This is a genomic window from Arcticibacter tournemirensis (genome assembly GCF_006716645.1).
Taxonomy (GTDB): Bacteria; Bacteroidota; Bacteroidia; order Sphingobacteriales; family Sphingobacteriaceae; genus Arcticibacter; species Arcticibacter tournemirensis.
On record NZ_VFPL01000001.1, the window covers coordinates 3,024,838 to 3,039,799 of the forward strand.

Genomic DNA, 14,962 nt, shown 5'->3' on the forward strand with positions numbered 1-14,962 from the left:
AAAGATTGGCTGTCCCAATACAGGGCAGCCAGTCTTTTATCGTTTAGCCGTACATGGACCGATTTAAAACTATTTTGATTCTCTTTCTGTCTGTAGTGTTGCACATAGGAACCATTACTGCCCAGATACGATTACCCCAATTAATCAGAGATAGCATGGTATTACAGCGTAATACAACGCTTAAGCTGTGGGGATGGGCGTCGCCGGGGGAAAAGATCAAAATTCGCTTTAATGGCAAGAGTGTTAATACGTCTGCTGGTAGGGACGGAAAATGGAATGCAGCACTTCCGGCTATGAAGCCAGGAGGGCCATTTGAGATGCAGTTAACAGGAAAGAACTCAATTATCTTAAAAGACATTCTTATTGGCGATGTATGGTTGTGTTCAGGGCAATCTAATATGGTACATCAGATGGGTATCCATAATATCACCTACGCCGAAGATATAGCAAATGCTAACTTTCTTGAAATACGGCAATTTCTGGTGCCAACGACGACAAGTCTGAGCGGGCCCAGGGAGGACGTCCCGCAAGGACGCTGGAAATGGGCAAATCCTGAAGATGTGAGGGACTTCTCGGCGGTTGCTTACTTTTTCGCACGCCACATTTATAACACGTATCATATCCCTGTTGGAATCATTAATTCAAGCGTAGGGGGTACGCCTATCGAAGCATGGACAAGCGCAGAGGGCTTAAAGGAATTCAGCTCACTTACTGCAATCATCAAAAAGAACCAGGATACAACCTACGTTGCCGGCCTGAAACGGGCCGCCAGGACTGTCGTCGTAAAAAACGATGAACCAGACAAAGGGCTTAGTGCACCGGTAAAATGGTTCGATACTGCTTATGTAGCTAAAGGATGGCGCAATATAAATATTCCCGGTTACTGGGAAGATCAGGGTATCCGCGACCTTGATGGCGTGGTGTGGTATCGTAAGGAAGTGATTGTCCCAGCCTCTATGACAGGAAAACCCGGCCGTTTATTTATGGGCAGGATAGTGGATGCTGATGTAGTGTATGTAAATGGCAAGCAAATAGGCAGTACGGCTTATATGTATCCCCAGAGACGATATTCTGTACCACCTGACGCACTGAAACCAGGAAAAAACCTGATCGTCGTGCGGGTGCAAAACAACTCAGGAAAGGGTGGCTTTGTCCCTGATAAGCCTTATTATCTGGATGCAGAAGGGCAGAAACTCGACCTGAAAGGCGATTGGCTCTATAAAGTTGGACAGGTTTACCGGCCCGTGTCCCGCCGGTCACAGCCCTTAGGGATTTCTGAACAGAATCAGCCAACCGCTTTATATAATGCCATGATTGCGCCTTTTTGTAACTATCCTATAAAGGGGGTACTATGGTATCAGGGTGAAAGTAATATCGGCAACGGACATGAATATGAAAAGTTGCTTCCTGCATTGATAAAAGACTGGCGAGCCAGATTTTCCAGTCCCGGTCTGCCATTTTATTATGTGCAGCTGCCCAATTTCGGTGATGCCAGTTATCTGCCCGGTGAGAGTGGCTCCGCAGTTGTACGCGAGGCAGCCCTTAAAACGCTTAAGGTCCCGAATACGGGCATGGCTGTAACGATTGATCTGGGAGAATGGAATGACATCCATCCGGATAATAAAAAGGATGTAGGCGACCGCCTCGCTTTGCTTGCCCGCCACTTTACTTACGGAGAAAAAGATTTGGTGTACAGCGGTCCGCTATACCGGTCCTCGGAAATTCAGGGCAACAAGGTCCTCATAAGTTTTACGAATACCGGAAGTGGCCTGATTAGTATTGATGGCGAGGAATTATCTGAGTTTGCCGTAGCCGGAGCGGATAAGAAGTTCGTATGGGCCAGGGCCCGCATTGTTGGAGATAAAGTGGAAGTCTGGTCGGATGAAGTACCCAACCCTAAATATGTACGTTATGCCTGGGCGGATAATCCTGTTCAGCCAAATCTTTATAATTTTGAAAAACTGCCTGCTTCTCCTTTCAGAACCGGTGAATAGGAAATACTGATAGAGAAATGTAAATAGAATGATTGTAAACCGCTAAATAAATAAAATGAGAGTCCGCCTGAGTCAAATGCTTATAGTCTTACTGCTGTTTTCTGCAGCCGCTAAGGCTCAAACGTTTAAATATCCCTTTCAGAACTATCACTTAAGCTTCGAACAGCGGGTGTCAGACCTGGTCAAGCGCCTGACGCTTGAAGAAAAAGTATCGCAAATGCTTAATTCCTCTCCTGCAATTCAGCGGTTGGAAATACCGGCCTACGATTGGTGGAATGAAACGCTGCATGGTGTTGCACGGACGCCATTCAAAGTGACAGTCTATCCGCAGGCTATAGGAATGGCTGCTACATTTGATCAGACTTCGCTGTTCAAAATGGCAGAATACTCGGCCATAGAAGGACGGGCTATTTATAATAAAGCGGTAGAAACGGGCCGCACAAATGAAAGATACCTCGGACTGACGTACTGGACTCCCAACATTAACATCTTCCGTGATCCGAGGTGGGGCCGGGGACAGGAAACATATGGTGAAGATCCATTCCTTACCGCTGTACTGGGTGACGCTTTTGTGAGAGGGCTGCAGGGAAACGATCCGAAATATCTTCAGGCTGCGGCCTGCGCTAAACATTATGCCGTGCACAGCGGACCAGAGCCTTTACGCCATGTATTCGATGTGGATGTGAGCAGCTACGACCTTTGGGATACCTATCTTCCGGCTTTTAAAAAACTGGTAGTTTCTTCTAAGGTTGCAGGAGTGATGTGCGCATATAACGCCTTCCGCACTCAGCCCTGCTGTGCGAGCGATCTGTTAATGACCGATATTCTCAGAAACCAGTGGGGCTTTAAAGGATATGTTACTTCTGACTGCTGGGCTATAGACGATTTCTTTAAAAATCACAAGACACACCCCGATGCAGCATCCGCATCGGCCGATGCTGTGTTCCACGGTACGGATATTGACTGCGGCACCAGCGCTTATCTGGCGCTCGTTCAGGCAGTAAAAGAAGGGAAGATTACTGAAAAGCAAATCGATGTTTCTATAAAGCGTCTTTTTATGATCCGCTTCCGGCTAGGCATGTTCGACCCGCCTTCTATGGTGAAATATGCCCGAACTCCTTTCTCAGCATTGGAAAGTCCGGCGCATCGCGAGCATGCGTTAAAGATGGCCCGGCAGTCGATCGTATTGCTGAAGAACGAAAACAACACGCTTCCGCTGAAGAAAACAATTAAAAAGATCGTTGTGCTGGGACCGAATGCTGATAACCCAATTTCGATCCTCGGTAACTACAATGGTACGCCTTCTCAACTCTCTACAGTCCTCCAGGGCATTAAAGATAAAGCCGGTAAAAATACCGAAGTGATTTATGAGAAGGCTATCAATTTCACCAACGATACTCTTTTAAACTATGAGGATGTAAGAAAGCAATATTCCTTTGCTGGCAAACTGGGCCTTAAGGCGGAGTATTATAATAACAAAGAACTTAGTGGTTCGCCTGTATTTACCACAACAGAGGAGGATATCAATCATCTGTGGCAGGAGGGAGAGATGATAGCTGGCGGAATCAGGGCAAATAACTTCTCCGCAAGATACACTACAGATTTTAAAGCAGCGGTTTCGGGAGATCTCACTTTCGAGCTCGAAGCAGATGACGGATACCGGTTTACAGTAAACGGCAGTGTTGTAGCCGACGCCTGGACGAAGAACCGATGGGGAGCCAAAACCTATAATCTCGCCATGAAGAAAGATTCGGTGTACCGCCTTGTGCTCGAATACTGGCAGGGTGAAGGGAAAGGCAACGTAAGGCTCAGCGCCGGAACGTATCAACGTACAAACTTTGCCGCCCTCGCAGAACGATTCAAGGACGCCGATGCATTTATATTTGCCGGCGGAATTTCACCCCAGCTTGAAGGAGAAGAAATGAAGGTTGATTTTCCTGGTTTTGAAGGAGGCGACCGCACTTCAATATTATTGCCGAAGGTACAGACAGAACTGATGAAGGCCTTGAAGGCTACAGGTAAACCGGTGGTATTTGTAATGATGACAGGCAGCGCGATTGCAATTCCCTGGGAAGCAGAGCATATGCCGGCCATTCTGAATGCCTGGTATGGCGGACAGGCAGCTGGAACCGCAGTGGCCGATGTTATTTTCGGCGACTATAATCCCGCAGGCCGGCTTCCTGTAACTTTTTATAAAGATGATGCTGAGCTGCCACCGTTTTCGGATTACAGCATGGAAAACCGTACCTATCGGTATTATAAAGGGAAAGCTTTATATGGATTCGGTTACGGTCTCAGTTACACCTCTTTTAACTACGACAGGGCAACCATTCCTGCAACAGTGGTAAAAGGTAAACCGGTAACGGTTTCTGTGAGGGTGACGAATACAGGGCGAGCAGCTGGCGAAGAGGTTGTTCAGCTATATCTCTCCAATCCGGATCAAACCGTAAAATCGGCTTTGAAGAGTCTGAAGGGCTTTAAACGTATAAATCTCAAACCTGGTGAAAGTAAGGTAGTGGCGTTCAGTCTTACTCCCGCCGATCTTTCTTATGTGAACGAACAAGGGCAGAGCACTCCTTATTCCGGAAAAATAAGCTTGAGTATAGGGGGCAGTCAGCCTGATGAGACAAACCCAACCAGCGGAAATTTAATTAAGACGACACTCCTGATAAAATAGGACAAATCTGATCTCGAATGAAAACTAGGGTAATTATAAATATTTTCCTTTTTGCTGTCATTCACATGGTGGCTAAAGCTGATAACGGGCACGATTTGTGGCTTCGAAAGACCATCGCCAATCCGGTAAAGGTGGTTGGTACGGGTAAGTCGCAAAAGATGGCTATCGCTATGGAGGAGTTGAACAGCAGGTGGCTGGGTGAGGCAGATGCAACTGTAACACTTACGATTAGTCCCGACAAACGGATTAAACCCGATGGCTACCGCCTCACTGCAAACAACGTACAGGCGACCACCGAGTCGGGCATTCTGTATGGTGTTTACGAGCTGTTAAGACTGCAGCAGACAAAGCAGCACGTGGGGACTCTTATTTCCAATCCTTCCTACCAATACCGTTTGCTAAACCACTGGGACAACCTCGATGGTAGCGTGGAACGTGGTTATGCTGGTCGTTCGATATTCTGGAAGGGCAAAGGCAATACTGCTGTTACTGATGACGACCGGAGTCGCTGGGCCGGGTACGCCAGGGCCTGTGCTTCCATAGGTATCAACGGAAGTGTTTTGAATAATGTCAATGCCTCACCAGAGGTGCTTTCCGCCGCCAGCCTTAAGCGTGTAAAGGCTATTGCTGATGTTTTAAGGCCTTACGGGATCAGAACGTTTCTATCTGTGAACTTTTCTTCTCCGAAGTTGCTTGGGGGATTGAAAACCTCCGATCCGCTAGATCCGTCTGTTGCACGATGGTGGGCAGAAAAGATAAAAGAGATTTACACACTGGTGCCCGACTTCGGTGGCTTTGTGGTGAAGGCAAACAGCGAAGGCCAGCCGGGTCCCCAGGATTTTGGCCGCACCCATGCCGAAGGCGCCAATATGCTTGCCGATGCACTGAAATCCAGGGGCGGAATTGTGATGTGGCGTGCCTTTGTGTACAGCTCAACCGACAAGGACCGTGCACGGCAGGCCTACAACGAATTTATGCCTTTAGATGGTAAGTTTCACGATAACGTGATTATACAGGTGAAAAACGGGCCGATTGATTTCCAGCCGAGAGAGCCATTCAGCCCTCTGTTTGGGGCGATGAAGAGAACATCTGTGATGAATGAACTGCAGATAACACAAGAATACCTGGGGCATTCTAAGCAACTGGTGTTCTTGTCGACCATGTGGGAGGAATGCCTCAAAAGTGATACTTATCAGGAAGGACGTGGAAGTACAGTCGCCCGATGCACCAACGGCAGCATTTTCGGTAACAAGTATACGGCAATCGCAGGTGTAGCTAATACAGGTCTTGACTCAAACTGGACAGGACACGATTTTGCCCAGGCCAACTGGTACGCCTTTGGCAGGCTGGCCTGGAACGATACCTTGTCGAGTGCTCAGATCGCCGATGAATGGCTGAGGCTTACTTTTGGCTCGAATGATCAGAACGAAATAACTGCGGGCAAAGACGAGCTGTGGAATACAGAGTTCCTGAAACCTGTCAAAGAAATGATGCTGAGCAGTCGCGAAACAGCTGTAAACTATTCCATGCCGCTGGGACTTCACCATATATTTGCGGCAAATCATCATTACGGTCCGGGCCCATGGTATGCGCCGACAGGGGTGAGGCCCGACTGGACACCTCCTTATTATCATCAGGCCGACACTATAGGCATAGGCTTCAATCGTACCAGCAGTGGCAGTAAGGCAGTAAGTCAGTACCACCAGCCGCTCGCATCTCAGTTTGAAGATTTGAACGCCTGCCCGGAAATCTATTTGTTATGGTTTCATCATCTTCCATGGAGCTATAAGATGAGAAGTGGACGTACCTTATGGGACGAACTTTGCTTCCGTTACGATCGGGGGGTGCAGCAGGTGAGGGAGTATCAGAAGATCTGGGATAAGAGCCGCGATTATATAGATCAGGAGCGTTTTCTCCGTGTACAGAGCAAACTGAAGCAGCAGGCGCGCGATGCGCAGGTATGGAAAGACGGCTGCCTCCTGTACTTTCAGCAGTTTAGCAGACGTCCAATCCCGTACGAACTTGAAAGGCCGGTTTATGATTTAGGCTTACTTGAATCTGTAAATCCGCTGTATATCATTCCTTCAGCAGACGGCGAAAAGGAAATTATTCCTAATCACTATTAAAGAAAAACCGGAGCGGCTGAAAAGCGGGCTCCGGTCATTACTCATTAATCCAACCTCAATGTTTTATTTGGCCCGGTACGGATCAATGGTTTGAATACTACCGTCGGGCATATGTGTTAGAGGTGTTGCTTTAACGGAGCGAAGATGTGTAACTCCTTTTGAAAGTGATGAATCGTGGTAAAACAAATACCATGTCCCCTGAAATTCCATTATGGAGTGATGACTGGTCCAGCCAACCACCGGATTAAGAATTACTCCTCTGTATGTAAATGGTCCGTAAGGCGAATCTCCCACTGCATAGCAAATGAGATGAGTATCGCCCGTTGAGTAAGAGAAGTAATATTTACCATTGTATTTATGCATCCAGGAGGCTTCAAAAAAGCGCCTTTCATTGTCGCCAGCAAGAAGGGGTTTTCCGTGTTCATCGTTGATGACGATCTCCCTCACCGGTTCTGCAAACTGCTTCATGTCGTTGCTGAGCAAGGCCACACGGGGACCAAGGGCGACTTCATTCGGTAGCGGCTCTTCGTTAGCTTCGCTATAGGTATTATTCCTGTAAGACTGCAATTGTCCTCCCCAGATACCCCCGAAGTACATATAGTATTTTCCCTCGTCTTCAAAAACAGCCGGATCAATGGAATAGCTGCCTTGTATGGGTTCGGCCTCTGCAATAAATGGACCTGAAGGAGACTTGCTCGTTGCTACCCCGATCTGGAATATGTTATCCGCCTTTTTTGCCGGGAAGTACAAATAGTAAGTTCCCTCTTTACAGGCTGCATCGGGCGCCCACATTTGCCGCTTAGCCCATGGAACGTCTTTCACATGAAGGGCCACGCCGTGATCTGTAGCTTTCCCTTCAGGAGTGTCCATGGATAATACATGATAGTCTTCCATGGCGAAGTGACTTCCCAGATCGTCGAAAGGGATTCCCGCTTCAATATCGTGAGAGGGATAAACATATATCCGGCCTTCAAAGACATGTGCTGAAGGATCGGCGGTATAGATATGGTTAACAAGGGGCGATGATATAGCCCGCTTGTTTAAATCTTCAAAATCAATATGATCAATAGGTTCTTCTGGCATTATAATGAGTTTTAATATTCTGTGTTCTATATTAACTATCTACGTTCTTTAAGATCCTGCTCTATTTGTACCTCAGTTTTCTTATCAATCGGGTACATTAAGAGGAGAGCGGCTCCCACAATAAATATAAATCCAGGAATGATACTGATGAGCATCCTGATACCTGTTGTGGCTGTTTGTGGCTGAACAAGTGCATCAGGAATGTATCCGAATATGCTTAATAGCCAGGCGGATAAAGCTCCTCCGATACTCAAGCCGACCTTTAATCCAAATATCATTGCCGAAAAGATTATCGCTGTTGCTCTCCTGTTGTTCTTCCACTCGCTGTAGTCGGCTACGTCGGCAATCATTGCCCATAAAAGTGGGATGGTTATCCCGTACAGGAAGCCATGTACTATTTGTGTTGCAAATGTGGGACCCACTGCCGTCGGTGGATAGAAGTTGATCATGATTAAACAAAAAGCCGACAGGAACAGGAACCATCCGAATATGTTGCGCTTTCCAAACCGGTCCGCCAGAGGTTTCGAAAAGAAGATCCCGATGATCATCGAAATAGTGCTGAACGCACTGGTAAAACTGGCTACAGCATAAGGTGCGCTGCCTGGCTTCGAAAATTCGTCGAATGCCTTAGGCGTGAATACGTTGCCGAGCCACCTGATAATGTTGTCGAAGCCCACAGAATTGAGAAATCTCACCTGGCTTTCTTCTGTCAGATAATATTTAAAGTAGAAAATGTTCATTCCTCCTTTTGTGGCAAGTGTCACAAACACCAGTATTGTAAGAACGAGCATAATAATCCAGGGCTTATTCTTTGTAAGATCGGATAAATCCTGCATCACAGGTGTTTTCTGCTCTTTAGGAGGGGAGATCCTTTCCCTTGTGGTAAGAAAGGTGATGATGAAACATACAACCCCTGTAATTGCAAATACGAGCATAACCTTCTCAAAACCTTTTGCTTTATCGCCGTCACCGAGCGACAGCGCGAGGGGGAGCAGCAAAACCTGGATGGTAAACTGCGCGATCATCACTGCTACAAAGCGATAGGAAGCAAGACTGTTACGTTCTTTCATGTCACCTGTAAGCACTCCGCTGAGTGCCGAATAGGGAAGGTTGTTGGCCGAATAAACCAGAACCAGCAAAAAGTAGGTAATGAAAGCATATACTACTTTCCCGGTCTCGTTAAAACCGGGAGTGGAAAAGGCGAGGAGGGAAATAACGCCAAAAGGTACAGCTGTCCACAGCACCCAGGGCCTGAATTTACCCCATCGAGTGTTGGTACGGTCTGCAATCGCGCCCATTGCCAGGTTAAAGAAGGCTCCAACAACACCACCGACCAGCATCACTACGCCGGCTGAAGCAGCAGGGATCTTATAAATATCGGTATAGAAGAAGGCAAGAAATGCCATCAGCGTCTGAAAAATAAGGTTTGCTGCTAAATCACCTAAACTGTAGCCTATCTTCTCGAGGACTGATAGTTTCTGTGAGGGCATATGCTGCGCTTTAACGGCGTCGGGTTGAGTTTCTGGTACTTTACTAATTAAATCGGGCATTTTTCTGATGGCTTTGGTTATTAACTGAGTAGTTTTCTTTGATCTTTAAAACCTGATAAAAGGCTGGCTTCGGTTTAAGCTGTCTGTCGAATAAAAGCGGATAATTGGTTCTGCCCATTACAGGCCAGTTATTTAACCAAGACTGACCATCGTGTACTCCCCACATGGTGATCCTGCCAATTTTATCGCTGTGTTTCAGGAACAGCCTGAACAGGCTTGCGTATCCGTCAGTAAGTTTTTGCTGAACCGAATCGGGCAAGCCTTCTGTATACGGGTTCAGTTTAGCGTCATATTGAACGTTTTGATTAACGTCGGCCCCGGTAGCATTTGGCGGGCTTGGTAATACGCTTAGATCCAGTTCGGTAAACGCCACCTTAATACCCAGCGCCGAGAATTCGGTAATAGCATCTTCAATATGCTTTAGAGGGATATGATTTATATTCCAGTGTCCCTGTATGCCTACTCCATCAATATGTACGCCCGCTGCCTGTATCTTTTTTATCAGGCGGATAGCGCCGGCCCTTTTTGCCGGTTCTTCAATGTTATAATCATTATAGTAAAGTTTGGTATTCGGAGAGGCCTGTCTGGCCAGTTTGAAAGCCTCCACCACGAAGTTATCGCCCAGTTTTTCAAGGAATATGGAACGGCGCATAGATCCGTCTTCTTCGAGCGCCTCATTAACAACATCCCATGACTCCAGTTTTCCATCATATCTGGACGCAACAGTTTTAATATGGTTCGTAAAATATTGCCGTACCGAATCTGCGTCCTTCATCCTTCGTACAAAGGAAGGCAGCTGGCTATGCCAGATAAGGGTGTGGCCATTCACTTCCAAATTGTGTTTTTTGGCGTAGTCGACCAGTTTATCCGAAAGGCTGAAATCGTAGCGGTCCCACTCAGGATGTATCACCTCTGCTTTCATAATGTTTTCGGGCGTGACAGCATCAAAATTGTCAGTGATTATTTTCCCGCATACGGGATCTCTCTCCCTGATCTGGTCAGCATTAATAGCTGTTCCAATAGTAAAGTTGCCTTTAAATGTGTCCTTTAATGTACCTGATTGTTTCGGTTCATTGGGACTTCTGAAGCTGCTGCATCCTGCCGACAGAAGAATCGACAGTATGCTTGTTAAAATAAATGAATCTCTCATAAAGAACTAATATAAAGCGTGTGTATCCCCAGATTTTTTGGTCAGTGTTAGAGAACAAAACTAAGATACAGGGTGCAGGAGAGTGGGGAGTATTAGCTAATTTTATGAGACAAATGTTTACGCGACGGCTCTCAGCCGTGCAAAATACGGTTTTTAGTACCCCACGGCATGATCCTTCGGAAATTCTTTACCGTTCCAGGCTTTTTTCTGCGTCCATTCTTTTGCGGGCGAAGTCCAGAACGAATGATCAGCGGGAAGCCCCAATGGTAAGAATATAAGCGACGTAAGATACAGGCTGCCATTGTTTGTGTAACTGTCGGCTATTCCAGGCTGATGTCCGGCAAACCCAAGTTGAAGAAAGCCTCCTGTGTTAAAATTACCATCAACAGAGAACATTCTCTTCATGGCGGAGGTAAGGGCAGAACGCACCTGTCCTTCAGAAAGCTCTTCTGGAAGTTCCTTCTTCAGCGCAAGCAAAGCCAATGGCTGGAATACCCCTAAACGGTAGGTCATCGAGCGGCCGAATACAGGAAAGCTGCCTTCGGGAGAAATAAAACGTTCGAGAATTGCGCCGTACCGCTGCATTCTCTTTTTCGCCGTTTCAAGCTGGGCAGGTCTGGCCAGTTTCTTCTTTACCAGCTCTTCAAGCACCTCCACATACATCGGTTGTATCACATAGCTGTTGTAATAATCGAATGCAAAGTGTTCTCCGTCCGAATACCATCCGTCCCCAACATACCATTCGTCTATTTTGCGAAGAGCGCTGGTGATCCGGTACGAATCGTATTGCGCGTCGGCGGTCATCAAAAATGTCTCAACCATAGCAGAGAATAACAGCCAGTTGGTATAAGGCGGATTAATGCGCCTTAACTGCTGGAACTCGGCTATATATCGTTTTTTTGTTACGTCATCCAGGGGCTTCCATAGTTGCTCAGGTGCCCTGAGGAAGCTATTTGCAAGGAAGGCTGCATCTACTAAAGGCTGTCCCTCTTTCCGCCAAAGCAGGTAATCCGGACTTTCGGGATCGACAGCCTGAGCGTAGCTCTTTAGCGCCCACTCACGCAGCTGTTTCCTTTGTTTTCCTTCCGGAGTGTTGTCGTCGGGAAGACTTAACCAGGGAGCCAGTCCCGACATGAGCCGTCCGAAGCATTCCATATATGAAACCTTTTTATCTCTCCCGTCCCAGCTCGGGCTTAGCTCCAGCTGCATTTTCTCCGACAGTTTGCCTTCGCTCATATTGCTTAAAACAGGCGCTGCCATTTTATACAGCAGGGTCGTCCAGTACGCCCGGTCATTGTTCTTTTCAGGAATTAACCAGTTTTTTTTCTGCTGCGCTGAAACCGAAGCAACTAAACAGATCGTAAGAATGCCAATAAAGATTTTAGTTTTCATATAATGCTTTCTCTTTTACAAATATGGTCGTTTAAAGAAAATTATCTTGTTTAAATACTGGTCAATATGATTTTAATTTAGTTCAATCGGATGTTCCGCTTCGTACCCGCTTCAGAAATGCTTCAGAGTGGAAAGCCACCACTTAGCGACCATGCTTTGTCTTTCTCCCGTGCTTCTTCGATAAAAATCGAAGAAGCACGGGAGCGAGCGGCAAGATGCTACGTAGATAGCCTCATTCGGTTTTGGACAGGTATGCTTTCTCTACTGGGGAAATAAATTTCAATTATGAGCAAATGTTCATTATTATTGTGCATTATTTATGGCGCGAATAAAGAAATCAAGAGTAATACAGCGGGCTCCGTCTTTTTCGGGATTTAAGCCTTTTGGTATTCAAACATCGTCGGGCGAAGAGGTGGTACTTCATCTTGAAGAATATGAATCCATTAAACTCTGCGATTATGATCATCTTACACATGAACAGGCTGCTAAGGCAATGAACGTGTCGAGGCCTACTTTCACAAGGGTTTACCAGAGCGCCAGAAATAAAATTGCCAGGGCATTTGTAGAAGCTTCGGGTATCCGTCTGGAGGGAGGTCATTCTATTGTTGGAATCAACTGGTACTCATGCTCTTGCTGTGAGATCAGCTTTTCTTGTGTAACGGATGATCAGCCAGCCTGTCCTTTTTGTCTTTCAGTAAACCTGTCTAATGTTGAGCAACAATGATTATTGCCATAGCCCTTCATAACAATACCTTAAACTCACCCGTGCATCTTCAGTTTGGCCGCTGTTCTTTTTTTGCCTTCTATAACGGTGAATCGGACAAGGTTACTTATTTAGAAAATACTGAAAAGGACAGCCTGAAGGATACGGGCATAGCCATCGCTTCAATGCTCCTTTCAAAAAGGGTTTCGGCGGTAGTGGCAGGCCGTTTCGGCGTGAAAGTGGCAGATTATTTAAGAGGAAAACAAGTGCAGATGATCATCCCCCATAGGAAAGACACGACATTGGCGGATATCCTGAAAAAGGTTAATTCACACAAGTAGAACAACGTAATGAAAATGAATATGAAAATAGCAATAGCCGTTTCGGGAACCGATGTTTCCGGGCATTTTGGAAGTGCAGAAGCCTTCAGGATATTTACCCTGGAACCTTCGGGACAAGTAACCGAAACTGAAATCATACAAGGATCGGGAGAGTGCGGATGCAGGTCGGGAATAGCAACCGTTTTGGCCGAACATGGGGTAGAAGTACTACTGGCGGGAAGTATGGGTACCGGCTCGTACACGCTGTTACGGCGTAATCGTATTGTGGTTTTAAGAGGATGTTCGGGCGAAGCAACCACCGTTTTAAGAGATTTCCTTGATGGTCGTCTTTCCGATCAGGGAAGTAATTGTTCAGTGCATGGCGAAGATCACGGGGAAGGGCATGTATGTAATCACCATCACAAATGATAAGTTTCAGTACTAAATTAAGAGTCCAGTATTGCGATACAGACCAGATGAGCTTTGCACATCATTCCAATTATGTGAAATATTTCGAACTGGCGAGGCTGGAATTGTTGAGGAGCATAGGGGTTTCCTATGTTTCAATTGAGGAAGCTGGCTTTATCCTGCCGGTTGTAGACGTTAAAATACATTACATTAAGCCCGCTTTCTACGACGATGAACTTCTGATTGAAACCAGGCTTCCTGCTTTAAAAGGCGCAAGGATTGTATTTCTCTATCATGTAACCAATCAGCATGGGAAGCTCATCTGCGAAGGGGAAACGACGCTGGCATTTGCTGGTAAAGTCAACAAAAGGGCCTGCCATCCGCCTGCCTTTTTTATTAACGCTGTTCATAATGCGGAAGTAGCGGTGTGATTGTCGCGTTTTTTTAGATCACTGTCGATCCGGTCATTCCACTTCGCCTGTGCCGCTGCATTCATTCCGTGGGAAGTTTCAATGTCATATGCCTTTTGCATAGCGTGCATATCTCTTAAGGAATCAAGATACTGCATGTTAAGGAAAGCTTCATATGTATCAGGGGTAAGTTTCTCAGTCAAAACCTTTTGTTTAAACTGTTCGGCTATGATTTTTACAATATCAAAATGCCGTTGCTCGTGGTTTAAGGCATATTGGTTTCTTCCAGCGGAACTGGCCCAGCAGGCGCTTTTAGGCAGATAAGCTTTCATTGCGACATCAACATAGATAGTCTCATTTTTTAGCTTCGCATCCTGTATATAACCAAGACCGGGAATCACGAGTGCCTGGTATTTGTTTGAATGTATATTCTGCGACTGAAAATCACCCCAGGTTAGCTTTCTTTCAGGTGAATAGTATATCGTGTCGCCCTCAGGCTGCTCTCTGTAATCCGAAAAGTTGAACCTAACATCCCTGGCGAGCCGCCAATCGGATTTTACATTGGCCTTCATCCAGTTATCAAAACTAACCAAAGCAGTTCTTAAAATATTGCGGATATGGCTTTCTACAGAAGTCGTATTGCCAACCGGCCGGGTATAGCGTAACGCGAACTTTGGAGACGTGAGAGGGGCTACACCATATTCTTTTGTCAGTCCAAAAGAGAGATGCAGCTTTATGCGACCTTCAATGCTGCCATCGGGAAGGGTCGCTTCGCTCACTTTTAATTCATTCAGGCCGATAGTGACCGCCCTTAACGACCTGTCTTTTTGTAGATTTTTGGATAAATAGTTGTTGACTGCTGCTATTGCACCGCCATGCAGATCTGTCGTCTTAACTATTGTCTGATCTGCCGCATTTTTTATGACCAGCGAAGCGACGGCTCCTTTACTGGTTCTTTCGTCTGCGATGGTCGCGATATAATATCCCGTAGGCTTCAGTACGATCGGCGAATTCTCCAGTACTATTTGCGCTGATGTCTGAAAGCTATTGATCAGTATCAGTCCTGTAACAATGAATAGTAGTTGTATTTTATATGTCTTATATGTCCTTCGCAGTTTCATTCCCACTTTCCATACATCTAACGCATTT

General features: G+C 46.3%; 12 protein-coding genes. 7 read left to right on the forward strand and 5 right to left on the reverse strand.

Features of this window, described 5'->3' with window-relative positions; genetic code table 11:
• Nucleotides 1-53 precede the first annotated feature (53 nt).
• From BDE36_RS12735 to BDE36_RS12745, 3 genes are read left to right on the forward strand one after another with little or no spacing between them, the layout of a single operon-like run.
• On the forward strand, nt 54-1,994 hold the full coding sequence (locus BDE36_RS12735) for a sialate O-acetylesterase (RefSeq protein ID WP_141815177.1): 1,941 nt from the start codon (nt 54-56) through the stop codon (nt 1,992-1,994).
• 55 nt (nt 1,995-2,049) lie between these two features.
• Nucleotides 2,050-4,671 (forward strand): glycoside hydrolase family 3 C-terminal domain-containing protein, encoded by a 2,622-nt coding sequence (locus BDE36_RS12740; protein ID WP_141815178.1) that lies wholly within the window; start codon nt 2,050-2,052, stop codon nt 4,669-4,671.
• A gap of 17 nt (nt 4,672-4,688) precedes the next feature.
• Nucleotides 4,689-6,797, forward strand: coding sequence for an alpha-glucuronidase (locus tag BDE36_RS12745; protein ID WP_141815179.1), 2,109 nt, complete (start codon nt 4,689-4,691; stop codon nt 6,795-6,797).
• A gap of 63 nt (nt 6,798-6,860) precedes the next feature.
• Here the strand turns inward: BDE36_RS12745 and BDE36_RS12750 are convergent, their stop codons facing one another.
• The 4 genes from BDE36_RS12750 to BDE36_RS12765 form a co-directional block, all read right to left on the reverse strand.
• A complete protein-coding gene (locus BDE36_RS12750; protein WP_141815180.1) occupies nt 6,861-7,880 on the reverse strand; it encodes a glycoside hydrolase family 43 protein in 1,020 nt (339 codons plus the stop codon).
• Nucleotides 7,881-7,915: 35 nt separating this feature from the next.
• The gene (locus BDE36_RS12755; protein WP_202618147.1) at nt 7,916-9,430 is read right to left on the reverse strand and encodes an MFS transporter; all 1,515 of its coding nucleotides are present in this window, start codon (nt 9,428-9,430) and stop codon (nt 7,916-7,918) included.
• Nucleotides 9,414-10,580, reverse strand: a complete 1,167-nt coding sequence (locus tag BDE36_RS12760; RefSeq protein WP_141815181.1) for an endo-1,4-beta-xylanase — start codon at nt 10,578-10,580, stop codon at nt 9,414-9,416. The genes BDE36_RS12755 and BDE36_RS12760 overlap by 17 nt, the downstream gene beginning before the upstream one ends.
• A gap of 153 nt (nt 10,581-10,733) precedes the next feature.
• Nucleotides 10,734-11,972: a DUF2264 domain-containing protein gene (locus tag BDE36_RS12765; RefSeq protein WP_141815182.1), complete on the reverse strand. Its 1,239-nt coding sequence runs from the start codon at nt 11,970-11,972 to the stop codon at nt 10,734-10,736.
• A gap of 319 nt (nt 11,973-12,291) precedes the next feature.
• Between BDE36_RS12765 and BDE36_RS12770 the strand changes: the two genes are divergently transcribed.
• The 4 genes from BDE36_RS12770 to BDE36_RS12785 are packed head-to-tail and all read left to right on the forward strand — an operon-like array spanning nt 12,292 to nt 13,834.
• Nucleotides 12,292-12,696, forward strand: a complete 405-nt coding sequence (locus BDE36_RS12770) for a DUF134 domain-containing protein (RefSeq protein WP_141815183.1) — start codon at nt 12,292-12,294, stop codon at nt 12,694-12,696.
• Nucleotides 12,693-13,016 (forward strand): NifB/NifX family molybdenum-iron cluster-binding protein, encoded by a 324-nt coding sequence (locus BDE36_RS12775; protein ID WP_141815184.1) that lies wholly within the window; start codon nt 12,693-12,695, stop codon nt 13,014-13,016. The genes BDE36_RS12770 and BDE36_RS12775 overlap by 4 nt, the downstream gene beginning before the upstream one ends.
• A gap of 21 nt (nt 13,017-13,037) precedes the next feature.
• Nucleotides 13,038-13,424, forward strand: coding sequence for a NifB/NifX family molybdenum-iron cluster-binding protein (locus tag BDE36_RS12780; protein ID WP_161987623.1), 387 nt, complete (start codon nt 13,038-13,040; stop codon nt 13,422-13,424).
• Nucleotides 13,421-13,834 (forward strand): acyl-CoA thioesterase, encoded by a 414-nt coding sequence (locus BDE36_RS12785; protein WP_141815186.1) that lies wholly within the window; start codon nt 13,421-13,423, stop codon nt 13,832-13,834. Before BDE36_RS12780 ends, BDE36_RS12785 begins: the two co-directional genes overlap by 4 nt.
• On the opposite strand, the gene BDE36_RS12790 is transcribed toward BDE36_RS12785, so the two are convergent.
• On the reverse strand, nt 13,810-14,934 hold the full coding sequence (locus BDE36_RS12790) for a hypothetical protein (protein WP_141815187.1): 1,125 nt from the start codon (nt 14,932-14,934) through the stop codon (nt 13,810-13,812). The genes BDE36_RS12785 and BDE36_RS12790 overlap by 25 nt on opposite strands.
• Nucleotides 14,935-14,962 lie beyond the last annotated feature (28 nt).